We start from the raw sequence: 23,110 nt of genomic DNA, 5'->3' as shown, positions 1-23,110 counted from the left end.
TATGATCCGGGGTGAATTTCCGCCATAGGTCAGAACAGTCGTTCCCGCGATGCCGGACATTCCTCTTTTGAGACGCGCACAACTCTTCGCACGTCGGCGGATTCCCGAACGCTACTTCGCCATATTGATGATCTTGGCTTGAGTGTACGCCTCGAGGCCTTCTCGTCCCAATTCTTCGCCGACGCCTGATTGCTTGGCGCCACCAAAGGGAATATCGGGCGACACGTCGAGAAACTTGTTAATCCAGACAGTCCCGGTTTCGATTTTAGCTGCTACGTAGAACGCCCGATCGAGATCCTTGCCCCAAACCGTTCCGGCGAGCCCATACTCTGAGTTGTTGGCACGAGCGATCGCGTCATCAACTGCAGAGTAGCGCAGCACCGGGACGACCGGGCCGAACTGCTCTTCGGTGACCAGTCGCGCATCGTCCGCGATGTCCCGGACGATGGTCGGTTGAATGAAATAGCCCTTGCGTCCGAGTACTTCGCCGCCCGCAACGATCTTGCCGTTCCGTTCGGCATCTTCCAGGAAGCCCTTCACCTTCTCAAACTGCGCCTTGTTCTGCAGCGGGCCCATCTGCGTCCCCTGCTTCAATCCGTCATCGACTACCCATTCGCGCGCGAGGCGAGCGAGTTCCTCGTAGATCCGATCATACTGTGAATCATGAACGTAGATGCGCTTAGCTCCGAGGCAGAGCTGCCCGGCGTTCATCATGGCGGCGACAAACAATTTGGGAGCTACTTCGACCGGGTCGACGTCATCAAGCACGATCGCGGCGTCGTTGCCACCCAGCTCCAGGGTCAACCGCTTCAGGGTGCTTGTTGCGGCGCTCATTACCTTCTTCCCGGTCGAGGTCGAGCCAGTGAAGGCAACTTTCGCCACATCGGGGTGGCTCGATAATGCCCCACCTAGATCATTGTTATCCACGATGATGTTGAGGGTACCCGCCGGCAGAATCTGTTTGCAGATTTCGCCGAATAGAAGCGTCGTGAGTGGCGTGGTCGGAGCCGGCTTCGCGACCACCGTGTTGCCGGCGAGCAGCGCCGGCGCCAGCTTGAGGACCAGCAGAATAACCGGGAAGTTCCATGGCACGATCGCTGCGACCACACCAAGCGGCATGCGCTGACGCACGACCTTCTGCGTCGCATTGTCCTTCAGCACTTCATACGGCAGATCGAGCTCCGCGTGATAGCGAATGATGTCTGTGGAGAACGTGATCTCCCATGCCGCTTCGGAAAGTGGCTTGCCCTGCTCCAGGGTCAGCAATCGTGTGAACTCGTCTTTTCGCGCTTCGAGCGCGTCGGCCACTCTCCCAAGAAGAGCGCCGCGCTCTCGAACCGGCTTGGCTGACCATGCGGGGAACGCCGCTTTCGCAGCAGCAATCGCTGCTTCGAGCTGTGCGATATCAGCCCGTGGAGCAACCGCAAGCAGTTCCTCGTTGGCCGGGTTGATGATGTCGAGCGTTGCTGCACCAGCCACCAACTTGCCGTCGATCAGCAGTTTGAATTCATTCATCGTTCTCTCCCGGTCCAATCGCAAGATCGACCGCGGTCTGAACCGCGGTATGTGGAGAATTGCGCGCTTCAACGCATCGCACCTGCGCGCGACCATCCGGACGACGCGTTAGTCGTTCCGATCCCGCGGGGTGCTTATCGAGCGGCCACAACTCATCAGCCACAATTGGTCGCACACATGCTCCGCCTCAATCAGACCAAGGTGTCGCCGATACCTTGGGATCGAGTCATCGCGATTGTTGGCGCTTTCTTGGTTTCACTGGGCCCTCTTCGATGGGGCGCGCCGCCGCCTCGTTGCCTCGGCGCTCATGCGCGAGGTGCCCGCGCAGAATGGCCGACGACACCATGGTGCAATTGAGCCAGGCGGCGGGTCCTCCTAGCTACACATAAACGTCGGTCACTTAGAGGATATAGCCATGACCATCATCAAAGCAGCAGCTGTACAGATCAGCCCGGTTCTCTACAGTCGTGAAGACACGACGGCGAAGATTGTCCAGAAGATCGTCAAGCTCGGTCGAGAGGGCGTGCAGTTCGCGACCTTTCCTGAAACCATTCTGCCCTACTATCCCTATTTCTCGTTCGTACAGCGTCCATTTGAAGCAATCGGTCAGAACCTCGTTCTGTTCGAGCAGTCTGTGACGGTGCCGTCACCCACGACCGTAGCGATCGGTGAGGCTTGCCGGCAAGCCAATATCGTGGTGTCCATCGGCATCAACGAACGCGATGGTGGAACGCTATACAACACTCAGCTGCTTTTTGATGCGGATGGCACCCTTATCCAGCGTCGTCGCAAGATATCGCCGACCCATCACGAACGTATGATCTGGGGGCAGGGCGACGCTTCGGGACTCAGGGCCGTCGACAGCGCGGTGGGACGAGTGGGGCAGCTGGCATGCTGGGAGCACTACAATCCATTGGCTCGATATGCGCTGATGGCGGACGGCGAGCAGATTCATGCAGCGATGTATCCAGGCTCATTCGGCGGCGACCTTTTCGCCGAACAGACCGAAATCAACATCAGGCAGCACGCACTTGAGTCTGCTTGCTTCGTCGTCAATGCGTGCGCCTGGCTCGACGCAGATCAGCAAGCCCGGATCATGCAAGACACCGGTTGTCCGATCGCTCCGATTTCCGGCGGTTGCTTCACGGCAATCGTCACGCCACAGGGACAATTCCTGGGACAGCCGTTGCGCTGCGATGAGGGGGCGGTGATTGCCGACCTCGACTTTTCATTGATCGACAAACGCAAGCGCCTGATGGATTCGCGTGGTCACTATAGTCGCCCGGAATTGCTCAGCCTTCTGATCAATCGCGCACCGGCTGCGCACGTCCACGAGGTTCAGGCGCAGATGTCGTCAGTTGCTCTTGAGACCGCCGATGATTGGCCTTCCGCCCCGAAGTGACGGATCGTCGTGCCCGGCGTGAATCGATTGCATATCCGAAGGCGGTAGCAAGCCTGGGCCGAATACTGGCGCTGAGTGCAGACAAGGAAGCAAATCGATGGCTACTTACGAACCCGCGATCACCGCGCTGCTGTGCATCGACTTCTACAACGACTTCCTGAGCGTCGGCGGAAAGCTCTGGCCGTGGGTTAAGGAAGGCGCCGAGGAGGCCAACCTGCTGGAAAACCTTCGCACGATCGTTCGAGCCGCCCGTGAGGCAGGTATCGCGATCTATCACGTTCCACATCATCGCTGGGAACCCGGAGACTACGTGGATTGGAAGTATCCCTCGCCCTATCAGCTCGGCGCGGCGGAACGGCAAGCCTTTGCGAAGAATAGTTGGGGCGGGACGTTTCACAAAGACTTCCAGGTCGAGGTGGGCGATATAGTTGCAACCGAGCACTGGGCGTCGAGCGGCTTTCCCAACACGGATCTAGAACACCAGCTCAAGCGATACGGCAAGGAGAAGATCATCTGCACGGGCTTGTTGGCGAACACCTGCGTCGAAGCGACGGCCCGCATTGGAATGGAACTCGGCTTCCACGTTACGTTGGTACGTGATGGGACCGCAGCGCGCTCACATGAAGCCCTGCATGCTATGCTGGACATCGACGGTCCGACCTTTGCTCACGAGATCCTGACGACCGCCGAGTTGGTTTCCGCTATCCGGGCTTCCGCGTCCGCTAGCGAAGTGTCTGCAGGACAGGCGAGTTCAAAGCCGCTCTAGCCGATCATACTACGCTGGGTAAGGAATTTCGCAGGCCCGTGGCGCTGACGTCCGTCCCGCGCTTCCCACGCCTGTCCCATTGAGGACGGCGACGCAACGTGTCCATCGGAACGGGACTGGTCCACCTGCGAGCAGATACGCCTCAGGCTATTCTTGTGGGTGAAGCCGAGCGCACGATGGAGAAAAGTGCGCTCGTAGCCGCTGACTAGGCAAGTTCACGTACCGCCGGCCACGGGGGGTCGGATCACAAACGGCCGTCGGCTCTCGCCTTTTGGGAAGCGGCCACAGACCCAGAGGCAACCGAAGAACTTTGAAGAAGGGCCTCGTCGCCGTTGAAAAGCACAGATCCGTACTAAGTAGACCTGTCCTGACCAAGACGGAGCTTGGCGGCCATCGTTGCTAGATCAACAAGGGAGCAAGCCTGCATCTTCCTCATGACCCGACCTCGATGCGCCTTCACCGTGATTTCGCTGATACCAAGATCGAAGGCAACCTGCTTATTCAGCCGGCCAGTCGTCACCAACGACATGACCTCTCGTTCGCGCCGACTGAGCATCCGGTATCGGTCGGCGATGACCTGAATTTCAACTTCCCGATCAAGTAAGGTGCGGCTATGCTCAATGGCGTTGCGAATGGCCTCGAGCAGAGCATCGTCGGAGAATGGCTTGGTCAAGAATTCGACCGCACCCGCTTTCATTGCCCGCACGGACGTCGGCACGTCCCCGTATCCGGTAATAAAAATGATTGGCATGTCCGTGCGATCACCTGCCAGGCGAACTTGAAGTTCGAGACCATTCAGATCGGGCAAATTCACATCAAGGATAAGACAGCTGGGAGCCTGCACTCGTGGATGCGAAAGAAACCCCTGAGCTGATGAGAAGGTCTCCGGTCGCCAACCGGCCGAACTGATCATCAATTCCAATGACTCGCGCACTGAAATATCGTCGTCGACAACAAACACGATCGGCAGGGTGTGCGACATGAATGACATCCAGGACAAGCGCTCTGTTAATTTACCGTACCTTCCCGCATTCGATGGTACTACGCGGCATTCTGCCCACACGAAGCGCAAGATCGATGGCATCGCGCAGCGAGGCGTCACTGAACGGCTTGAGCAGACATTCCACCGCGCCTTCTGCCATTGCGCGTGGCCGGACCGTCTCGTCACCGTGACCAGTAATGAAGACGATCGGAACGTCTTGCCGGCGTAACCGGAGTTCTCGCTGTAGGTCCGGTCCTGACATTCCCGGCATGGCCATGTCCAAAATCAAGCAGCTCGTGAGATCGATATGGTCGGAAGCAAGAAACTCCTCGGCTGACGAAAACGCTTCAGCAGCGAAACCGAATTCCCTCAGCAGGTCTGGTAGCGATTCACGTACCGATTCGTCGTCATCGACAATCGAAACGAGCAAACGGCTCGTCATTAAAGGCTCCTCATCACTTGGTCCCGCGTGGCAGGGCCCCAATTAACGCTTAGATCGTGGTTCTCTGCACTCGCAAGCCCAAGTGGGATGGAAAAGGAAACAGAAGCGCCATGGGTATCATTTGGTTGCGCCCACAGCCGACCATGATGATTTTCGATAATGGACCGGCTGACCCACAAGCCGATCCCCATGCCGGCTTCCTTTGTCGTGAAGAAGGCATCAAAGATCCTGTGCAGGTCATGCGGGGCGAAGCCAACTCCTTCGTCTTTCACGGTAAGGCGCACGCTCTCATCCGTATCGCGTTCGGTTTTGACGATGAGCCGCTTGGGGCGATTGTCGATACCGCCCATCGCATCCGACGCATTGCGAACCAGGTTCAGGATAACCTGCTGAAGCTGGACGCGATCGCCCATGACGGTCGGAAGGTCATCGTCAAAATCCATCTCGATATTGATCCGATCCCTCTTGAGCTCGTTCAGCAGCAGCGCGATGACCTCTTGCGTCGCTTCATTGAGGTGAACTCGCTCCATCGAAAACCGGCGTTTGCCGAAGAGCGCCCGTAGTCGAACGATCACGTCGGAAGCACGGTTCCCGTCCCGTATGGTGCGCCGCGCGGTCTCGCGTGCTCCGTCAACGTTGGGTGGATCCGCGGCCAGCATCCGCATACAGGTGCTGGCATTGGTGAGAATGCCCGACAAGGGCTGGTTGACTTCATGGGCGATCGAGGCCGTCAACGCTCCAAGGCTCGCGATTCTCGATACCCGGGCAAGCTCTGATCTGACATCCTCAAGTGCCTCTTCCGAGACCCGGCGCTTGGTGACGTCCTGTACGGCGCCGATGTATTCGAGCTGACCTCTACGGTTCCGGGTCGCATGCGCGACCAGATGAAGATATTTGACCGATTGATCGGGCATAAGCAGCCGGTGCTCGTACTCGAAATCCTCTGCCTCCGCGCTCACCCGGGCGATCATGTCCTTCATCAGCGAGATGTCGTCGGGGTGAACTCGCGATCCGATGAGCTCAAGCGTCACCGGGATCGCTTGGTCAAACTCGAAAATGCGATAAACCTGCTCTGACCAAATGATCTCTCCGGTCGCGACGCACCATGAGAAGCTGCCGGTCTTGCTTAGGTGCTGGGCTTCGGTGAGAAACGCTCCACTTCGTTGCAATGCCTCCTCCGACCGCCTGCGTTCCGTTATGTCGCGCAGGTAGCAAGTAAACGATGGTGGTCCCTCCAGAGGAATACGAGAGATCGCGAGCTCGACGGGGAATTCGCTGCCGTCCGCACGTACGGCCGTCATCTCAACCCGTTTGCCGATCAATCGTGTTTCACCCGTTCGCAGATATCGAGCCATGCCTTGCCGATGCTTCTTCCGCAGAGCCGGGGGGATGATGGCGTCCGCCAACTCCCTACCGACAATCTCGCCACGGGGATATCCGAAGGTGCGTTCCGCAGCCGGGTTGAACTCGATTACGCCCCCTTCGTGATCCATCGTGATGATACAATCCAGCGCCGCGTCCAAGATCGCGGCCTTGCGCGCTTCACTTTGCTTCAACGCGGTGTCGCTCAGGGCGCGTTCGATGGCTATGCTGGCGACGTGCGAAAATTGAGCGATGAGATCCTGTTGTTCTCGGGTGGGCGTGCGAGGCTTGTCGTAGTAGATCGCGAAAGCGCCGACGACCTTGCCCATCGTCGACGTGATCGGTGTTGACCAGCACGCTTGGAGCCCATGCGCCATCGCCATTGGGCACCAGGCATGGGCCGCCCATCGTGTTTCCAGCATGAGATCGGCGGCGATCACCTGCTCGTTCAGATGCGCGGCCATCGCGCAGGGGCCTGAATCGACATTCACCGGGCGGCCAATGATTGAGTTGATGAAGGTGGCCGGAAGGCTAGGCGCGGCGCCGTGTTCAAGCCGCGTGCCGGTTGGGTCGACCAGCACCACGCTGCAATAGCAGCCCTCGCTCGTAGTCTCAACGAGGCGGCACAGTGCCACGAGAATGTCCGACATTGAACTGCCGGCGGCCGCCATTTCCAGCAGTTGCTTTTCGCACAAGAGTAGCGACTCAGCACGTCTCCGGTCATCGATATCGCTCTCGATCATGTACCATCGTACGATTTGTCCGCGCGCGTCCCTGCGGGGCATCCCACGCACGTGAAACCATCGATAAACGCCGTCAGCGCGTCGCATACGCTGCTCGACATCGTACGGCTCCCCCGTGGCTATCGATCGGTCCCAAGCCACTCTTACCGAAGGGAGATCGTCGGGGTGAACCAGACTTCCTGTCCTCCAGCCCTTTAGATCCTCGAGCGTCGTCCCGAGATAGTCGAGGACATGCTGATTGACGCTCTCGAGTTCCCCCGTCGGCGTCATGAAGAATACCATCGCAGGAATGGTGTCGGAAATGGAGCGATAAAGGCTCTCGCTCGCCCGACCAAGCCTCCCTCGGTCCTCGATATCAATATTCAGTCCAATCCATTTGACGATTTTTTGGGGCCCGTCGACTAATGGTCGAACTCGGATAGTGAACCAGTGGTATTCTCCATCGCGGCGACGCAGGCGCGCTTCCATCGCGCTTTCCGCGCCGGCTATCAGAATCGACCGCCAGCGCTCTAGCAGACCGGGTAGATCTTCCGGATGGACGGCACGCCGCCAACCGGCCCCCACTAGCTGGCCAGCATCAAGACCGGTGTACTCACACCAGCGACGGCTGACGTGATCTACAGTTCCGTCAGGTAACGCCGTCCAAACCAATCCTGGAAGCGTATCGAGTACAGGACTGAGGTCGTTCTCCATGGGGCTCGTTCCTGACGGTCACCGTGAAAGAATAATGCGCCGGGGGGCCACGCGGGGTCGATGATACCTTGGTGTCGGTTCAAGGATCGCCGCTCCGGCTTTGACCAGAAGCCTACTCCCTGGCCTGCTCGATCGACAATCGATTTTGTCCGCGATCTTCGGCATTTACTGGCATCGGCGAAGGCTCGTGCATGGGCCGACGACTGACGATCGCGCGACTTGTCACTTAAACGTCAGACGGCTGGCGACACCTTCGTGCAATGGATTCATTGCCGATACCCGTTAGATCGAACGTCAGCCGATGAAACGTCGCTTCCTTGTTTTTCGCAATCGGCGCCGAAGTAAAGCTCTCTGCCGGAGTGCGTCATGGACAAACGTGAATTCGACTACGTCATCGTCGGGGCAGGTTCTGCGGGATGCGTGCTCGCCTCGCGCCTCACGGAGGATCCGAGCGTCTCGGTCTGTCTGCTCGAAGCTGGCGGCCGAGACACGAGCGTTCTGATACAGGCCCCCGCTGCCTTCGTCGCAATGGTACCGACAAAGCTCAACAACTACGCGTTCCAGACTGTACCGCAGCCTGGCCTGAACGGCCGCCGTGGATATCAACCGCGTGGCAAGGTGCTTGGAGGCTCAAGTTCGATCAATGCGATGTTCTATGTGCGCGGAAACAAATGGGATTACGACCACCGGGCCGCGCTCGGCAATCCTGGCTGGTCCTATGACGACGTGTTGCCGCTGTTCAAGCGGGCTGAACACAATGAAGAGTTCAAGGATGATTACCACGGTCAGGGCGGACCTCTGAACGTTACCTATCAGCGATACGAGAGCCCGCTCACCAAGCTGTTCCTTGAGGCCGCGGCGCTGCGGCAAATCCGGTCAAATCCCGATTACAATGGAGCGGAGCAAGAAGGTGCCTTCGCGTATCAGGTCACCCATAAGGATGGCGAGCGGTGCAGCACGGCGAAGGCCTACCTCACTCCGAACCTGTCGCGCAAGAACCTCGCAGTTTTGACACACGCCATCTCTGCCAAGATACTGATGAGGGATCGTCGAGCGTACGGCGTGTCATATTACCAGGGCGGGGAGGTGAAGGAGGCGCACGCCCGGCGAGAAGTGATACTTTCCGGCGGCGCCTTTGGTTCGCCGCAACTTCTGCTACTCTCCGGAATAGGACCTGGCGAGGCGCTGACGCAGCTTGGCATTCCGATCCTGAACGACCTAAGCGGGGTTGGTGCGAATTTACAAGATCATATCGATTACATCCAGTCGTGGCGCGTGCTGGACAACGTCGGGACGGTTGGCATTTCGTTCAGAGGCGCAGGGAGAATGCTGCGTGCAATCCTTGAGTGGAATTGCAGCCGTACCGGCTTAGTGACAACGACCTATGGCACGGCGGGCGCGTTCATTCGATCATCGCCAGAAGTCCCGGCCCCCGATTTGCAATTGATCTTTGTCATTGCAATCGTCGACGATCACGCACGCAAGCTCCACCTTGGCCATGGCATATCCTGCCACGTTGATGTCTTGCGACCCCATAGTCGAGGTGTCGTAGGACTTACCAGCAACGACCCGCGCGATCCGCCCCGGATCGATCCCAACTTCCTTTCCGACGAGCGCGATCTAAGGCTGCTGGTCAAGGGAGCCCAGATCCAGCAAGGAATTATCGAATCCCGCCCATTCCATCAACTCCGCGGGGAAATGCTGTACCCGACGCGAGCCGACGATGTTGCCGGTCTTGAGAGCGATATTCGCAGTCGAGCCGATACGCAGTATCACCCGGTTGGCACCTGCAAGATGGGCCCGGATGACGATCCGATGGCGGTGGTGGACGCCCGGCTGCGTGTACGCGGCGTTGACGCGTTGCGCGTGGTTGACGCGTCCGTGATGCCAACCATCGTCGGCGGCAACACCAACGCTCCCACAATCATGATTGCCGAAAAGGCTGCGGATTTAATCCGAGAGGACGTCTGAACATTCGTTTCACACAGGGACTAAAGGGATGGAGGCCGAACACATGCAAACGAACCACTCCAGCAGCAACGCACAGAACGTCGTCGATTTGCGCCTCGAGCCAACATCGGTCGACCATTTGCTCATCCAAGAGCTTTCCCATCGTGTAAAAAATGAGCTCACGTCAGTGATTGGACTCGCTGTATCGATCGCGCGCCGCTCTACATCTCACGAAGTTAAGTCTGCCCTCGCCAAGGTGAGCAATACGTTACATTGCTATGCGGTGGCGCATCGGGCGTTACAGATGCCGGTACATTGCACCGAAATTGACGCATCTGAATACGCTGCCGCGCTCTGTAATTCGCTCTCGTGCGCTCGGCTTGATCCTCAAGGAATTGAGCTGATACTCATCTTGCGACCATTCAAGTTGCGTTCAGAGCGGTGTTGGAAGCTTGGTCTCATCCTTTCGGAACTGATCACAAACAGCGCACGTCACGCCTTCGGAAATCGCGGCGGGACCCTTGAGGTCACCCTGCGTACCTCGGGCTTGCTGGTTGAATGTTGCGTTAAAGACAACGGCTCAGCCCAGAGCCCATACGGGATCGGCCAAGGGCTGAAAATCGTAGCTGCTCTAGCAAAGGAACTGGGCGGCACGATCAGCCATGAATTTGGATTGGAAGGCGCCACATCGACCCTGACGTTTCCGATCGAAGCCAAGTCGCGACTTGTCGACGTCGTTGCTGCCAAGCCAGGTCAGAAATGAAGCAATCGCAGCGCATACCGATCGTTGTCTCTAAGAGCCCTCACCAACAGGAAAGGATCTTCCATGAACGGCCGTATTGACTACATCAAGGCGTCGCCGGCGGGTTACAAGGCGTTCGCAGAGGTTTACGCGCTCCTTCAGGAGAGCAGTCTCGCGCAAGAATTGATCTATCTCGTCTATTTGCGGGCATCGCAGATAAACGGTTGCGCGTATTGCATTGATATGCATTCACGCGATCTGCTCAAGTTCGGAGTCGCGGTCGAAAAGCTCGTGCTTGTACCGGTCTGGCGAGATGCGGGCGCGCTATTCAGCGTCCGCGAACGCGCTGCACTCGCCTGGGCGGAGACCGTAACTCGCGTAGCCGAGACCAACGTTCCTGCCGCTGACTATGAATCTGCTGTCGCCGAGTTCAACGGCACGGAGCTCGCAGACCTAACCTATGCGGTCAGCTTGATGAATGTGTTCAATCGCCTGTCGATCGCATTCCGCACGCCGCCCGCGGCCTCGCTCAAAGTCGCGAATGCGGCATCGGCCGTCGGCCGGCGCGACGAGTAGGGCATCGACCAAGTCCTGGCACCTCCTCCCGCTGCCAGGGAAAACTGGAGCCGTCGGAACAACCGACGGCTCCTTCTTCAATGATCGTCCTATGCTCGCGGACAGGCAGACAATGGCGACCAAGCGTTATGAACAGACGGGAGCTCAAATGCCGAGCCGACATCCGAACTCTTAGATCGCATCGACACTCGGCCCTTAGATGGAGGTGACAGATGAGCGTGTCTCAAGGGGCTCACACCAACCGAGTTTGCAACCCTCCCCAACGGGCCAAACCCAGAACGGAGTCTACTTATAACGGGGCGAATTGGGGAACAGGTCACAATACGCATCCGGCAGAACCGGCACCCACTATAACGTAGTCAAATTCACCATGAACCATCGAGTGCTCCCGGTGAGAGGGGTTGTGCTTTCCGATGTGAGACGAAACGTCGTGTGTCGAATGGAGCGTCTCAGCTGCACACTTCTGGTTGCGCAGATCTGGAAGTGAATCCATTGCACCAAGGTGTCGCAGGGATTGCATCTGTGGGTTTAGATGTGCCGTGGTCTCAATCAGACTTCCGGGACGAGCATTCGCTCGTGACGAAAGAGACCGAACATCGTGGGCGAAATCGATTGTCGGCAGGCCGGTATAGAGAAAGGTGCCTCGTGGTGAGCGGAAGGCTCAGCGATGAAGCCTCGGCACCGGGTCATGATTGACCGCTGTCTTGGCGGTCGCGGGCAGGATGGCGTACCGATAGATCACAAGGTGTCGACGACACCATGGTGCAATAGATTCGTCTCCAGCTCAGAGGCAAGAGTCCATACCAAGCACGGCAGCCGCGCCGAGGACCCGCAGTCAATGAGGTTCAGCGTTGCTTGTCGACTCCGATGGTTGGACGGGACGCGCTTCCGTTAGGCTCGTCAGGCAAGAGCCTTCGCCATCAACGCGGCGCGGCAGGAATGAGCGCCGGCATGAGAAGGAAGCGAGAATAGGTGGATGATGAAAATCCTGCATGTTTGCTGTAGTTCTCGCGGGCAGTTCTCCGAGAGTTGCAGGATATCTCGGAAGATTATCGAATTGTTGCGCGCGAAGGAGCCATCTTCGGTGCTCACAAATCGAGTCATCGGTGGCGGAGCGATCGCGCATATAGATGCGAGCTATGCATCCGCGCTTGGTGCAACCGAATCGTCATTCGCGGAAGCGTTCCCAATGGGCTCCATGTCCCGATCCGAAGAGCTCATTCAGGAGCTGGAGCGCTCCGACTACGTTGTCATCGGGACCCCTATGCATAACTTCACGGTGCCATCTGCACTAAAGGCGTGGATTGATCACGTCGTTCGCGTCCGCCGAACGTTCGATTCGACCACGGAGGGCTATGTAGGCAGGTTGCGCGACCGCCCAGTCTTTGTCGCCGTGTCTTCGGGCGGGAGATACTCCGGTGAGCGCGCGCGTCAGCCGGATTTTCTTACTCCGTATCTAAGAGCCATCCTGGGCGTCATAGGACTGAATGATCTGACTGTCTTCTCCATCGAAGGTACTGCCCTCGGCCGGGACGCTGTCGTTGAGGCGAGGATCAAGACAGATCAGGCGCTGGAAGAGTACTTTCGCCATTTGCCGGTACGGCCGCATTGCAGCGGCGACGTCTTTCCGTGATCGGGAGCGTGGCCGTCCTCTCTAGCGGCCAAACGTCTCAGACATGAAAGGAGAAGTCGGTATGTCAATCCGCAACGACATATTCTCTGTTGCTTTCGGTATCGCGTCGATGACGGCGGCCAATGCAGAAGGCCTTCGTCCACTCGGAGGCAAGAGCATCGATCTTGGAGGCATATCTGGGATCGCTTACTACACTGTCGAACGCGATGGGTTTCGCGTCGTTGCCACTCTTGCGCAGGGCGAGGCGGGAACGCCGATCCGTGTCATTTCTGTACTCGCACCTGGCCAGCGCGTGGTTCTCTCAACACCGCGACAATCGGATGCGGTCGAGATTACTCGGAAAGGCGACAGCGTTGTGGTTCGCAAGGCGAAAGCGACCGCGAACTGACTTCGAATCGAGCCGGTGCGGTTAGTCAAGCAATATGAGATGCGGATCGCCAATGTGGCCGAGCATTAGCGACGGTCGCGCTTCAGAGGGTCGAGATAGGCTTGCACCGCGGTTCGTTGATAGGAATCGTAGATATGTCCACCGGATACACTGATCCATGGATGATGGCTTCTTCGAAGTGTCAGCTGCCATACGAGAATGCGCATCCCGGCTGTATGCCACGCCTATTGGCGCCGACCTATCAGCGCGGGCTGCAGCGTATGCATCCCCATTAGCAGGAGCGAAGCCGGGTACTTGTGCGCGCGAGTTGCGCAATTTGATTACTCTTCGCGCGCCCGCGGCGGGCTGGGACTGGCGGCTCATAGCTTTAAAGGAACACACCGAGGGCGTTTGGTCGCTCACAGATCGGATCAGGTGATGCCCGCGGCGAAGTTGCAAAAATTTCAGCCTCTTGATCCAGCTGCCGCCGCGCCGCTTTACCAACAGATTTACGATCGCATTCGGGACGCTATAACCAATGGTGTGCTGAAACCAGGAGACCGCATTCCCTCGGCACGGGCGCTGGCTAACGAGTTGGGGCTGGCCAGGGGGACGATCGAAGCGGCCTATTCTCTGTTGGCCGCCGAGGGGTATATCGAGGCGCGCAGACAGGCAGGCACTATTGTCAGCCCGGTCCTTGACCCGCAAGGGCCCATTGCCAGATCAGCAGCGCTACCGACTCCCCGCGCGGACGCCGTCAGCTTTCGCCCAGAATCGATCCTGCCGTTCCAAATGGGTTTGCCTGCCCTAGATGCCTTTCCGCGAAAGATCTGGGCGCGTCTCGGCGCGCGCAGTGTGCGGGCCATGCAGCCATCTGACATGATCCATCCTCCTGTGTGCGGCTTGGCTTCGCTGCGCATGGAAATCGTCAAGTATCTGCAGATTGCACGCGGGATTAGCTGTTCTCCCTCTCAGGTGTTCCTTACCTCAGGGTACCGCCAAAGCGTGGAATTGATCGGTTATGCCTTGCTGAAGGCGGGTGATGGCGTCTGGCTTGAAGATCCGGGATATCCGCCCACGCGCGAAATACTCAAGTACATGAATATCGAAGGCGTGTCGGTTCCGGTCGATGAGGAGGGCATAATTGTTTCCGATGCAACCAAACTGGCGCCCCGCGCTCGCGCGGCGGTCGTCACGCCTGCACACCAGAGCCCGCTTTGCATGTCGTTGTCGTTGCCTCGGCGCCTAGCATTGTTGGACTGGGCCGCGCGAAGCAAGGCATGGATCGTTGAAGACGACTACGATGGTGAATATCGGTATGTCAGCCGCCCGCTTCCTGCGCTGAAGAGCCTCGATCGGGATGGGCGAGTTCTTTATGCCGGCACGTTTAGCAAGGTGCTCTTTCCGGGCATAAGGCTGGCCTATCTCGTGGTGCCGTTGGTGCAAGTCGAGAGGTTTACGCAAGTCATCGAAAGTCTTTCCGCGGGCAGTCCTGGACTTACTCAAACCATCGTTGCTGCATTCCTTTCAGGGGGCCATTTTGCGCGCCATATCCAGCGTATGCGGAAGCTCTACGCCGTGCGCCGCGAGGCGACTGCCGCAGGTTTGGAAAGCGTGCTGGGAAAGCACGTGCGAATAGACCGACAACCGGGCGGTATGCACCTCATCTTGCGTCTGCGAGGCGACCGTTCAGACCGCCGGCTTGTCGCAAGCATGCGGGCAGGGGGCTTGTACGCGGAAGCCCTCACCGACTGGACCAAGGGCCGATACGGGGTATCCGGCCTTCTCTTGAACTTCACAAATATCGATTCGCAGCGCACGGCCGAGAATCTCGGACGGCGCATCTTGGATTCGATGTAACTCAAGCTTGAGAACCGGCCGGTGCAAAATCATGGCCCATCTATAGACCTCCGTCATGGTCCTTTTTGAAGGGGCGAAGAGGCGAGACACTGAAGGTCTGAAGCTGGAGCACCCCTCCGAGAAAGTGACCTTGACCAGCAACTGGTTGATCTCGCGTTTCCGCGAATGCGGTCGAAGCTCGGCAGATAACAAATGGATCTAACGCATATGACATGGATCATCCTAGTCTCCGCCGGTCTTCTTGAAATCGGATTCGCCTTGAGCATGAAGTGGTCAGTGGGTTTCACGCGGCTAACGCCGTCGCTGTTTGCCGCCGCCGCCGGCTTGTCGAGCGTCCTTCTTCTATCCCTCGCGCTCCGCACGCTTCCCGTGGGAACGGGCTACGCCGTCTGGACCGGTATCGGCGCGGCAGGTACCGCAATTTTCGGTATGGTATTGCTGGGCGATTCAGCCTCGCTCGCGCGCGTGTTTTGCATCGTCTTCATTGTGGGAGGCGTGATTGGGCTAAAACTTGTCTCAGCGAACTGAGGCTTAAAGGTACGATCTCGCTGACCAGATGTCCCGCTGTGCCGGAGCGGCTCGGAGTTGTCTGGCTTCTCACAGAACGGGGCCGTCAAGGACAGACTGTTGGACCAGTCGCAAAGCAATTTCATGGCCCTTGGATGCAAGTCGCGAATACGTATCGTTGGCGATCAAGGTTGAGGCAGGCGTCGGACTGCGACGGTTGCTGTGGGCTTGTTCGAAGCGTCGCTCCTAACGGCGGATGCGATGGGCCATCATCATCCCGATCCTTTGCGGGAAGGTCCTCATAATCTCGCGGCATCAAGTGTCAAAGCGACTAACATGTTCCACCGAGCGCGCTCACACCCCTTCCTCGCGATTGTCCTGGCGATATGCATCTTCCTTGTCGATACGCTTTCATCTCTTCACTTTACTGTGGCCTCCCTGTACGTGGCCGCAATTCTGATTGGCGCGCACGATCTTGAGTGCACGGGCATCATTTTCAGTGGAATTTCATGCGTCGCGCTAACCGCGCTCAGCTATCTTCTAACGCACGGAATCACCTTTGTCGGCGCGGCTCCCTTGAGGTCTATTGTCAGCTTCGCGACAATCGCAATAACGACCGCGCTGGTGCTGAAAAATCGGTCAGCAAATGCGAGTCTTGCTGAGGTCAAACGAGAGCGTAGGAACTTGGCGCGTTTTTTCTCGCCGGAAATCGTGAAACGGCTCGTTCAGATCGATGTGCCCTTTTCCGCAGCTCGTCGCGAGAAAGCAGCGGTCTTGTTCGCCGATGTTGTTGGATTCACCGCCTTCGCGTCTGAAAAGACACCTGACCAAGTGATCGGATTTTTGCGCGAGTTGCTGGCAATGCTCGGCGAAGCCGTATTTGCGCACGGTGGTTCGATAGACAAGTTCCTTGGGGACGGTCTCATGGCCGTGTTCGGCCCACCACTTGCCAGTGACCGGGATGCAACAAACGCGGCGCTTTGTGCCATGCGAATCCGTGATTGCCTCGCCCAATGGAATGCCCGACATCCCAACGACCCAGGCAAGCTCATTCGCATTGCCGTCGGCATTCACTGGGGGGAGGTTGTGCAGGGCGACATCGGCACCGATAAGCGGCTTGAGTTCACAGTGGTTGGCGATACCGTAAACATCGCAAGTCGTGTGGAAGCTTACTGCCGAACACTCAACGCGACAGTACTGGTCACCGGAGATTTCATTCAATCGCTGATTGCGGAAGGCAGCGTCGACGTCGCCAACGCCTTCACAAGTGAAGGAGAACATCTGCTCAGAGGCTGCCGAAAGCCGCTTCATCTCTACAGCCTAAAAGTACGCTGAGGGGTGTTTCACTCAGGACGAAGTACGCAAGCGTTGAAGGTCGCGGCGATGGGAGATGGCTTGCTCAGCAGCGTGGCGAGCCTTCTGTCACCGTTGATGTCCGAGTTCGATCTTTGAACCTACGCCTTCTGATGCGCCCGGTGTGCGCTTGGTCATCGCGGCTGAAGTCGCTAACAGCTGGGCTCTCATGGTGCCCCTGGTCACATGTACGCGCCAGCCTATTCGGGCAAAGAATCGCCCGATCCCCCCACTTCGCCCGGAAAATCCTTCAATTTCGGCAAGCCGTCTCGCATGGGCAGAACCGTCTCAGCGTAATTTACGTGCAGCGATGGCTTGAACACGAGCGTCGGAAGCGTCGTTGCGAATACGTTTACCCGATCCAACGTCGGAATAGCAATCATCAATTGGCTCCCGCACCGTCTGCAAAACTTACGCTTGCTGCGTTCGGTTTTCTCAAAAGTTTGGACATGCTCCTCACCAGCTGTGATCGTGACGGCCTCCGCCTTCCAGATAGTGAAGGCAACTACCGGCCCGCTGGCCCAGGTACGGCAGGTGGTGCAATGACAGTATCCCATGGCCTCAGGTGCTCCCGTGGTCCGCAGTTCAACGGCGCCGCAAAGGCAGTGCCCTGTATGGTTCATTCGATACCTCACAATCCCTCAGATGAAGTCGTCAGGACTCCGCACGCTCGGTCCTTCCAGTCCGTCAAACGGCGCTATTTATCTTGATGGCCGACAAGTACGGTCGGCGGCACGCCTCTACCTTTCAGATAGAAGACAATGAGTTTCGCAGGCTTTGTCGCGCTGGCGTTGCGGCTCACAACGTGTACGTCCGTGGGCCCTTCATAAAAGACCTCGCCGGCATTGACGGTCTTGGAGGCTTCACCTCCGACCTGCGTGACAATGCTCCCCTCCAAAACGTAGACGAAGAGATCCGCATTATGCCGGTGCGGTTGCGAGACCTCGCCGGGGGCGAAGTCGACAAGTTCGACCATACCTTCCTTCCCTGGAAAGTCGGGTAGCTCTTTGGTCATCAAAGTCGTTGCCGTTCCCGTGCCTGCATGGGCGGAGGCAAATGGAGATGTCGCGCCAAGCACGAGGGAAATAAAAAGCGCCAGTCTTTTCATTGTTCGATCCTTCCTTTTAGTTGTGCCAAATTGTCAGTTGGTCGCTAGCATCGCGCTTCTTGAACTATTTGGTTAGCTCCATGATCTGACTCGTGAACTATGCCAAGTCCGTCCATCCCTGATGAGCTATTCGTAGAAGGATACCCATGGTCTCGACAGGGATCGTTGCCCCGGATCAATCGAGAAAGGGTCGCTGAGGAATTGCCTCAACCGTGAGGCACCGAAGGCGGCTGCGACTTCGATGCCAGTCACACTTCGGTGCCTAGGGTGACTATCGACGAGTTCTGGCGTCATCCAAGGAATGAAGTTGCTGCGCGTCGTCGCGCCAACTGGGTCCAGAAGGATGGGGGAGACCGCTAGGCGGACTTCTTTGTCGTCTGAGCGAGAGCGGCGTGTGTGTGCTACGCAGTTTCGGCTTGCCGCACCTTCACCAAGAGGCTTTCTCGCTCCGGTCCGGGCGGTAGCTTCAAAGCTTTTTCCCTCGCCCCAATTTGCAAACGACGCAAGGCGGTCCTGCAATAGCGACGACAGCTTGACACGACGCCTTTGCCGCAATGGCGCCTTCCTCATGGGCCGCAGCCCCCGGTCCGCCCAACCCACAGCGCAGAGTTCCCGGTTCCGCTGTGGCGAGCCTTAAGGGGGAACAAGTTCCATTCGCTGCCGACGACGGAAGTTCTATTTGCCGGCTGGGCCGAGCCGCTAACCTACACAAAATCCGTAAGGGGCATGCTGGGCTGGATGGATCCTGCGAAAGATGGCCGCGGTGAATTGTTCTCCGCGTTTGAGATGTTGCTGACGAAACGTGGCTGCCGATGGAAATGGAGCGTCACTACGCTGGCTGGAGATGCCGTGATCTATGGTTTCGAGACGAGACGAGCGGAGGCGCGGTACAAGGCTCAACGGGCCTACTTCCTTCTGCTCTCTGCCAGCGCTTTAGGTTGTTCGCCACGTGAACCTTGTCGGCCCGAATTGCGACCTCAAGAGCGCGGGCTTTAGGATATTCTTCCAGAATGGGCGCCGTCGCCCGTCCGCCTTAGGGTCACGCTTTCTCGCACTCCACCTTTCTTAGCGTTTTCGACCGCCGGCTTTGCTGCAGGTTGGAAGTGCAGGAAAAGCGCAGCCGTCCGAGCAGCCCTGCATTCCGCTCGACACCCACTCCAAAGGGTGGTGTCGCGCGCCATGGAAAACTGCCCCCTCGGCGTCATGAGGAATTGCCCCCTCCTCGGATAGCTGAGGAGAGAGCGAATGAACGAGGAACGAATCACTAGAGGCTCGCCGTGGAGTGATCCACGGGGGCAGGTGATGAAGACGCCGGATGACGTGGCGGAGATGTTGCGCCTAAGGGCGTGCGGATGGGGGCTGAAGCGGATTGGGCGCCAGCTGGGCTGCAGCCATCACACGGTGAAGGACTACGTGGCGGCGGGCGGGGTGAAGCCGTTCAAGTCGCCTGAGCGGCCGAAGCTGCTCGACGGCCTTGAGGGTTGGCTGCACGAGAGGTTCATTCGCCATCGCGGCAATGCTGACGTGGTTCGCCAGGATCTGTTGGCCGAGAAAGGCGTGGAGGTAAGCCGGCGAACGCTGCAACGCGCCGTGCAGCCCTATCGCCAGGCGCTGAAGGCGGAGGCGCTGGCGACGACGAGGTTCGAGACGCCTCCTGGCCGACAGCTGCAGATCGACTTCGGGGAGCGTCTGGTCGAGATCGGCAGGGTGAAGGTCAAAGCATTCGTGTTCGTGGCAACGCTCGGGCATTCGCGACGGCTGCATGTGCGTGCGTTCCGGGCGGAGAAGCAAGAGCACTGGTTCGCCGGGCTCGAGAGCGCATTTACGACCTTCGGCGGCGTGCCGGAGGAAGTGCTGATGGACAATCCACGCGCGCTCGTCGTGCGTCACGACGCGGTGAGCCGGTCGGTTCAGTTCAACGACAAACTCATCGCGTTTGCGAAGCATTGGGGCTTCCGTCCACGCGCCTGCGCGCCATATCGGGCACGCACGAAGGGCAAGACGGAGAATGGCGTCGGCTACGTGAAGAAGAACGCGATCGCGGGGCATTCCTTCGTAAGTTGGGAGGCATTCGAGGCGCATCTCGCCAAGTGGGAGCGTGAGGTGGCGAACGTGCGTATCCACGGCACGACCGGCGAGGCGCCGATGATTCGCTTCGTACGCGACGAGGCACACCGGTTGAAACCGCTCGGCGGGCAGCCCTCGTTCGGATCATTGCGCGAACTAACCCGGGTCGTCGGCAACGATTGCGCCATCGAGATCGACACGAACAGTTACTCAGTGCCGTGGCGCCTAATTGGCGAGCGCGTGGCGATAACGGTCGCGGCCGGCGAGGTGCGGATCCGCCATGGATTGCACCAGGTGGCGGTCCACAAGCAATCGGAGGGGCGCCGGCTGCGGATCGCCGATCCCGCCCATCTCGATGGTGTTGCCGGGCGCAATGGCGCGGTCCGCCGGCCGGAGATTGCGGCGGCGGTGCCGGGGTCGTCTCCACCGCCTTCGTTGTTGCGTCCTCTTGCCGAATATGAAGCCGTGATCGGGGGAAGCTTCTGATGACGCGCGCAAAGAAGGCAACCGAAGTACCGACTGATCCCCTTGATGCCATGCTGGCGCGATTGCAGCTCTCCGGCATCCGCGATCAGCTCGATAGCCTGCTCGACGAGGCAGCGCGCGCGAACCTGTCGGCACGTGAGACGCTGATCCTGCTGTGCGAGCGCGAGATCGCACGCAAGGATCATCGCCGCATCGACATGGCGCTGAAGCTTGCACACTTCCCGGCCGTGAAGGAGCTTGCTGGCTTCGACTTCGAGGCGCAGCCGTCGATCGATCCGAAGCAGATCCGCGACCTGGCCGCGTCACGTTGGATCGCCAACGGAGAGAACGTGCTGCTGCTCGGCCCGCCGGGCGTCGGTAAGACGCACTTGTCGATCGCGCTCGGGCGAGAGGCAATCCTGGCCGGGTATACGGTGCAGTTCACCACGGCGACGACGCTGGTCGCTGGCCTTGCCAAGGCGCATGGCGATCGGCGCCTGGACGAGAAACTACTCGCGCTGTCGAAGCCAAAGCTACTGATCGTCGACGAGCTCGGCTATCTGCCGCTGGAACCCGACGCGGCCCATCTGTTCTTCCAACTGGTCAGCCGGCGCTACGAAACTGGTGCCATGCTGATCACGTCGAACCGCAGCGTTGCCGAATGGGGCACCGTGTTCGCCGATCCGGTGGTCGCCACCGCGATCCTCGACCGGCTCCTGCACCACAGCTACGTGTTGACTATCCGCGGCGACAGCTACCGGCTCCGCGCCAAACGGAAGAGCGGCCTCATCAAGCCGCCGCCCGTCGGTGACGGCCCTCCGGTCGGCTCCGCCTCCCTCCGTCCCGTCACCGACGGAAGCAACCTTCAACCAAGATCATAACCCGATGGTGGGGGCAGTTCTTCATGACGCAAAGGGGGCAGTTCCGGATGGCGTTTGACAGGGTGGAGAGCCCAGTTGTTAGGAGTGGCCGCTGTCGGCGCAAACGCGACCTTAAGGGTCCGCCCTGCAGAGCGGTGAGGGTATTTGCTGAAACTCGCGGAAAGCTCAAGAGGAGGCCATTCCGAGCTAGAGTCCGTCTAGTGCCTCGATTGATTCCGATACTTGGTGAAGGCACCATTCCTCAGGGCCACAGAAATTTTCCTGTGAATTCAAGACCAAAAAAATGGGGCGGGTATACCGTCGGAATTAGACCGTCAGCTCTAAGGATTTGTGCTTGGAAATCAACGCGGAGGCATCTTCCTAAACAATTGAGTGGGAGTGAGGGGTTCTCCAGCGCGTTAAGCCGTGCGACGGGGGCGAGGATGTTTGATGACGTTCCTAAGCGCCTCGCAGACTATTTGAGAGATGCTGCTTGTGATTTTGATAGGGAGAGCTTCTATTGGTTCGCGGCTGCTTACATCGGCCTATTTTATCTCGGAAAGAATTTAACAAAGGCAGAAACAAGCGATTTTCTAGACCTTCAGCGGACCAGCAGAGGAGGGATCTGGCATGGTTACGTTGGACGCGTGCTGCTTATCGGAGAAACACTCTTTCTGATGCGGTCATGTCCGGGCTTCTCGGAGTTTTGTCGTCGAATGCGTGGACGAGATCTTCGATCCACTTATTACCAGATGTATGCCGCGCGGATGTTTCTTGAGGGTGGCTATGACGTACGAGCTAAGCCCGAGGTAGGAATCAGGCGCGAAGATTTTGATTTTCAAGCGATCGCGGACGGGGAGACAGTGAACGTTGAAGTCACAGCGCTCACCGCAGAGAGTTTTCCCATCCAAACAATCGAAAATGCGCTGAATCACAAGCGAAAGCAACTGCCTGATACAGATGCTTCCATCATTTTTTGCGTGCTGCCGGAAAGCTGGGCCACAACAGAAAATTTGGGGCCGTCTCTTGGCGAACTTACTGAACGATTTTTCCATCGCACGCGCCGAGTCACGGCGGTCGTATTCGTAGTGGAGATGCATGTCAGCGGGACCGATGAGCCAGTTGGGAACTTCTGGATTCATCATGCTTGCCTGTTGCATCCGAACCCGCGTCGACCAATTCGATCGTTTGGATTTTTCGCTAATGATGCCTGGGAGCCGACATATGTGGCCCCGGATGGCTCTCCAACAATGAGACGAGAGAGCGATTTTTTCCGATGGGTAGATAGTATATTTAGCGCCAAGGATATCCGGGTGCATCACCAATCGGCTATCGAACGGCGACGGTTCGTATAACGCAGAACGAATTCGAGCCCATTCACCCAGGCCAAGTAGTTAAGGCGATCGAAGACCTTTGCCGCTACGTCAACCAAAACTGGGACAGCAAAAGTGCGATTGAGCTTTCGTCGTACGTGCTTTGGCGGTTGAATTGGATCCACCCGTTTTTGGACGGAAGCCGCACAACCATCGCGCAGGGAAGGCCGGATGTTTCCGGTTACACCTGTGGTCCTACCCCCGAGCTTCCTACCCATTGCTCGGGGCCCATGGGTGCGATCGGCACCCGGTCTTCCCTGCGCCCTCCGATCGAAGAGGGTGAAACCAACAGCAAAGCTCGGACGATTATCGTCGCGAGAACGTGGTGTCATATCTGACGCTGT

20 protein-coding genes are annotated in these 23,110 nt (G+C 58.2%); 14 read left to right on the top strand and 6 right to left on the bottom strand.

Going from position 1 to position 23,110, the window contains the following annotated elements:
• Positions 1–111: 111 nt before the first annotated feature.
• Positions 112–1,515: an aldehyde dehydrogenase family protein gene (locus J2R76_RS10120; protein ID WP_141342858.1), complete on the bottom strand. Its 1,404-nt coding sequence runs from the start codon at positions 1,513–1,515 to the stop codon at positions 112–114.
• Positions 1,516–1,930: 415 nt separating this feature from the next.
• Here J2R76_RS10120 and J2R76_RS10115 point away from each other — a divergent pair, with 415 nt between their 5' ends.
• Together J2R76_RS10115 and J2R76_RS10110 are read left to right on the top strand one after the other, a co-directional pair.
• Positions 1,931–2,917, top strand: a complete 987-nt coding sequence (locus tag J2R76_RS10115) for a nitrilase-related carbon-nitrogen hydrolase (protein WP_141342857.1) — start codon at positions 1,931–1,933, stop codon at positions 2,915–2,917.
• A gap of 97 nt (positions 2,918–3,014) precedes the next feature.
• Positions 3,015–3,683: a cysteine hydrolase family protein gene (locus J2R76_RS10110; protein WP_141342856.1), complete on the top strand. Its 669-nt coding sequence runs from the start codon at positions 3,015–3,017 to the stop codon at positions 3,681–3,683.
• A 352-nt stretch (positions 3,684–4,035) separates the two neighbouring features.
• Here J2R76_RS10110 and J2R76_RS10105 read toward each other — a convergent pair whose 3' ends face one another.
• The 3 genes from J2R76_RS10105 to J2R76_RS10095 are packed head-to-tail and all read right to left on the bottom strand — an operon-like array spanning position 4,036 to position 7,905.
• Positions 4,036–4,665, bottom strand: a complete 630-nt coding sequence (locus J2R76_RS10105) for a response regulator transcription factor (protein WP_076832914.1) — start codon at positions 4,663–4,665, stop codon at positions 4,036–4,038.
• 31 nt (positions 4,666–4,696) lie between these two features.
• Complete coding sequence (locus J2R76_RS10100) at positions 4,697–5,107, bottom strand: response regulator (protein ID WP_076832908.1); 411 nt, start codon at positions 5,105–5,107, stop codon at positions 4,697–4,699.
• A complete protein-coding gene (locus J2R76_RS10095; RefSeq protein ID WP_076832911.1) occupies positions 5,107–7,905 on the bottom strand; it encodes a PAS domain S-box protein in 2,799 nt (932 codons plus the stop codon). Before J2R76_RS10095 ends, J2R76_RS10100 begins: the two co-directional genes overlap by 1 nt.
• A gap of 366 nt (positions 7,906–8,271) precedes the next feature.
• On the opposite strand from J2R76_RS10095, the gene J2R76_RS10090 reads away from it, so the two are divergent.
• The 8 genes from J2R76_RS10090 (at position 8,272) to J2R76_RS10055 (ending at position 16,875) form a co-directional block, all read left to right on the top strand.
• Complete coding sequence (locus tag J2R76_RS10090; protein WP_253623938.1) at positions 8,272–9,876, top strand: GMC family oxidoreductase; 1,605 nt, start codon at positions 8,272–8,274, stop codon at positions 9,874–9,876.
• A 28-nt stretch (positions 9,877–9,904) separates the two neighbouring features.
• On the top strand, positions 9,905–10,618 hold the full coding sequence (locus tag J2R76_RS10085; RefSeq protein ID WP_141342854.1) for a sensor histidine kinase: 714 nt from the start codon (positions 9,905–9,907) through the stop codon (positions 10,616–10,618).
• Positions 10,619–10,681: 63 nt separating this feature from the next.
• The gene (locus J2R76_RS10080) at positions 10,682–11,173 is read left to right on the top strand and encodes a carboxymuconolactone decarboxylase family protein (protein WP_141342853.1); all 492 of its coding nucleotides are present in this window, start codon (positions 10,682–10,684) and stop codon (positions 11,171–11,173) included.
• A 976-nt stretch (positions 11,174–12,149) separates the two neighbouring features.
• Positions 12,150–12,806 (top strand): FMN-dependent NADH-azoreductase, encoded by a 657-nt coding sequence (locus tag J2R76_RS10075; RefSeq protein WP_200844562.1) that lies wholly within the window; start codon positions 12,150–12,152, stop codon positions 12,804–12,806.
• Between the two features lie 61 nt (positions 12,807–12,867).
• A complete protein-coding gene (locus tag J2R76_RS10070) occupies positions 12,868–13,194 on the top strand; it encodes a hypothetical protein (RefSeq protein WP_141343226.1) in 327 nt (108 codons plus the stop codon).
• Positions 13,195–13,611: 417 nt separating this feature from the next.
• On the top strand, positions 13,612–15,033 hold the full coding sequence (locus J2R76_RS10065) for a PLP-dependent aminotransferase family protein (RefSeq protein ID WP_141343227.1): 1,422 nt from the start codon (positions 13,612–13,614) through the stop codon (positions 15,031–15,033).
• Positions 15,034–15,240: 207 nt separating this feature from the next.
• A complete protein-coding gene (locus J2R76_RS10060; RefSeq protein ID WP_141343228.1) occupies positions 15,241–15,561 on the top strand; it encodes an SMR family transporter in 321 nt (106 codons plus the stop codon).
• Between the two features lie 201 nt (positions 15,562–15,762).
• The gene (locus tag J2R76_RS10055) at positions 15,763–16,875 is read left to right on the top strand and encodes an adenylate/guanylate cyclase domain-containing protein (protein ID WP_141343229.1); all 1,113 of its coding nucleotides are present in this window, start codon (positions 15,763–15,765) and stop codon (positions 16,873–16,875) included.
• 218 nt (positions 16,876–17,093) lie between these two features.
• Here the strand turns inward: J2R76_RS10055 and J2R76_RS10050 are convergent, their stop codons facing one another.
• Positions 17,094–17,516: a GFA family protein gene (locus tag J2R76_RS10050; protein ID WP_141343230.1), complete on the bottom strand. Its 423-nt coding sequence runs from the start codon at positions 17,514–17,516 to the stop codon at positions 17,094–17,096.
• Between the two features lie 74 nt (positions 17,517–17,590).
• Positions 17,591–18,001 (bottom strand): cupin domain-containing protein, encoded by a 411-nt coding sequence (locus J2R76_RS10045; RefSeq protein ID WP_141343231.1) that lies wholly within the window; start codon positions 17,999–18,001, stop codon positions 17,591–17,593.
• A 1,245-nt stretch (positions 18,002–19,246) separates the two neighbouring features.
• Here J2R76_RS10045 and istA point away from each other — a divergent pair.
• From istA to J2R76_RS10025, 4 genes are all read left to right on the top strand, one after another.
• Positions 19,247–20,554 (top strand): IS21 family transposase, encoded by a 1,308-nt coding sequence (istA, locus tag J2R76_RS10040; RefSeq protein WP_253623937.1) that lies wholly within the window; start codon positions 19,247–19,249, stop codon positions 20,552–20,554.
• The gene (gene istB, locus J2R76_RS10035; protein ID WP_141343233.1) at positions 20,554–21,414 is read left to right on the top strand and encodes an IS21-like element helper ATPase IstB; all 861 of its coding nucleotides are present in this window, start codon (positions 20,554–20,556) and stop codon (positions 21,412–21,414) included. The genes istA and istB overlap by 1 nt, the downstream gene beginning before the upstream one ends.
• Positions 21,415–21,836: 422 nt before the next feature.
• Positions 21,837–22,748, top strand: a complete 912-nt coding sequence (locus tag J2R76_RS10030) for a hypothetical protein (RefSeq protein ID WP_143271136.1) — start codon at positions 21,837–21,839, stop codon at positions 22,746–22,748.
• Complete coding sequence (locus J2R76_RS10025; protein WP_141342128.1) at positions 22,718–23,104, top strand: Fic family protein; 387 nt, start codon at positions 22,718–22,720, stop codon at positions 23,102–23,104. The genes J2R76_RS10030 and J2R76_RS10025 overlap by 31 nt, the downstream gene beginning before the upstream one ends.
• Positions 23,105–23,110 lie beyond the last annotated feature (6 nt).

Source organism: Bradyrhizobium sp. USDA 4532, from assembly GCF_024171315.1.
Classification (GTDB): domain Bacteria; phylum Pseudomonadota; class Alphaproteobacteria; order Rhizobiales; family Xanthobacteraceae; genus Bradyrhizobium; species Bradyrhizobium australafricanum.
This window is presented reverse-complemented; position numbering and strand designations above follow the sequence as displayed.

Excerpts from the sequence above, each read along its gene's own strand:
- J2R76_RS10120 (WP_141342858.1), bottom strand. The coding sequence starts at position 1,515 with ATGAATGAATTCAAACTGCTGATCGACGGCAAGTTGGTGGCTGGTGCA.
- J2R76_RS10115 (WP_141342857.1), top strand. The coding sequence starts at position 1,931 with ATGACCATCATCAAAGCAGCAGCTGTACAGATCAGCCCGGTTCTCTAC.
- J2R76_RS10110 (WP_141342856.1), top strand. The coding sequence starts at position 3,015 with ATGGCTACTTACGAACCCGCGATCACCGCGCTGCTGTGCATCGACTTC.
- J2R76_RS10105 (WP_076832914.1), bottom strand. The coding sequence starts at position 4,665 with ATGTCGCACACCCTGCCGATCGTGTTTGTTGTCGACGACGATATTTCA.
- J2R76_RS10100 (WP_076832908.1), bottom strand. The coding sequence starts at position 5,107 with ATGACGAGCCGTTTGCTCGTTTCGATTGTCGATGACGACGAATCGGTA.
- J2R76_RS10095 (WP_076832911.1), bottom strand. The coding sequence starts at position 7,905 with ATGGAGAACGACCTCAGTCCTGTACTCGATACGCTTCCAGGATTGGTT.
- J2R76_RS10090 (WP_253623938.1), top strand. The coding sequence starts at position 8,272 with ATGGACAAACGTGAATTCGACTACGTCATCGTCGGGGCAGGTTCTGCG.
- J2R76_RS10085 (WP_141342854.1), top strand. The coding sequence starts at position 9,905 with ATGGAGGCCGAACACATGCAAACGAACCACTCCAGCAGCAACGCACAG.
- J2R76_RS10080 (WP_141342853.1), top strand. The coding sequence starts at position 10,682 with ATGAACGGCCGTATTGACTACATCAAGGCGTCGCCGGCGGGTTACAAG.
- J2R76_RS10075 (WP_200844562.1), top strand. The coding sequence starts at position 12,150 with ATGATGAAAATCCTGCATGTTTGCTGTAGTTCTCGCGGGCAGTTCTCC.
- J2R76_RS10070 (WP_141343226.1), top strand. The coding sequence starts at position 12,868 with ATGTCAATCCGCAACGACATATTCTCTGTTGCTTTCGGTATCGCGTCG.
- J2R76_RS10065 (WP_141343227.1), top strand. The coding sequence starts at position 13,612 with ATGCCCGCGGCGAAGTTGCAAAAATTTCAGCCTCTTGATCCAGCTGCC.
- J2R76_RS10060 (WP_141343228.1), top strand. The coding sequence starts at position 15,241 with ATGACATGGATCATCCTAGTCTCCGCCGGTCTTCTTGAAATCGGATTC.
- J2R76_RS10050 (WP_141343230.1), bottom strand. The coding sequence starts at position 17,516 with ATGAACCATACAGGGCACTGCCTTTGCGGCGCCGTTGAACTGCGGACC.
- J2R76_RS10045 (WP_141343231.1), bottom strand. The coding sequence starts at position 18,001 with ATGAAAAGACTGGCGCTTTTTATTTCCCTCGTGCTTGGCGCGACATCT.
- istA (WP_253623937.1), top strand. The coding sequence starts at position 19,247 with ATGAACGAGGAACGAATCACTAGAGGCTCGCCGTGGAGTGATCCACGG.
- istB (WP_141343233.1), top strand. The coding sequence starts at position 20,554 with ATGACGCGCGCAAAGAAGGCAACCGAAGTACCGACTGATCCCCTTGAT.
- J2R76_RS10030 (WP_143271136.1), top strand. The coding sequence starts at position 21,837 with ATGTTTGATGACGTTCCTAAGCGCCTCGCAGACTATTTGAGAGATGCT.